This window comes from Bacillus cereus group sp. BfR-BA-01523, assembly GCF_022662615.1.
Taxonomy (GTDB): Bacteria; Bacillota; Bacilli; order Bacillales; family Bacillaceae_G; genus Bacillus_A; species Bacillus_A mycoides.
Genome location: NZ_JAKUDX010000034.1, coordinates 1 through 559 on the forward strand (window position 1 = coordinate 1; position 559 = coordinate 559).

Here is a 559-nt window from a genome sequence, read left to right on the forward strand (position 1 = left end):
TACTTACAGCTCCCCGAAGCATATCGGCGTTAGTCCCGTCCTTCATCGACTCCTAGTGTCAAGGCATCCACCGTGCGCCCTTTCTAACTTAACCAAACTAAAATTAAAAAATATGAGCTACACTGTTATCTAGTTTTCAAAGAACATACCATTTGCTATATAAAATAGCTTTTTGGTGGAGCCTAGCGGGATCGAACCGCTGACCTCCTGCGTGCAAGGCAGGCGCTCTCCCAGCTGAGCTAAGGCCCCGTAAAATGTATGGTGGGCCTAAATGGACTCGAACCATCGACCTCACGCTTATCAGGCGTGCGCTCTAACCAGCTGAGCTATAGGCCCATACAAATTGCGGAATTTATTTATATCATATTCCTATTTAAGAGTCAATACTTATATTGAACTCTCAAAACTAAACGAAAACGAAACACGGAAACTTATATTGATGAACACTGTTCATCAATTCTCCATAGAAAGGAGGTGATCCAGCCGCACCTTCCGATACGGCTACCTTGTTACGACTTCACCCCAATCATCTGTCCCACCTTAGGCGGCTGGCTCCATA

Annotated in this window: 2 tRNA genes and 2 rRNA genes; all 4 read right to left on the minus strand. The window is 45.3% G+C overall.

From position 1 onward, the window contains the following. A 23S ribosomal RNA gene (locus MR066_RS27000) occupies positions 1-94 on the minus strand; the annotation flags it as partial. Positions 95-173: 79 nt separating this feature from the next. Next, a tRNA-Ala gene (locus MR066_RS27005) sits at positions 174-249 on the minus strand. Positions 250-259: 10 nt separating this feature from the next. Then, positions 260-336: transfer RNA gene (locus MR066_RS27010), tRNA-Ile, on the minus strand. A gap of 131 nt (positions 337-467) precedes the next feature. Continuing rightward, positions 468-559 (minus strand): 16S ribosomal RNA (locus MR066_RS27015); the annotation flags it as partial.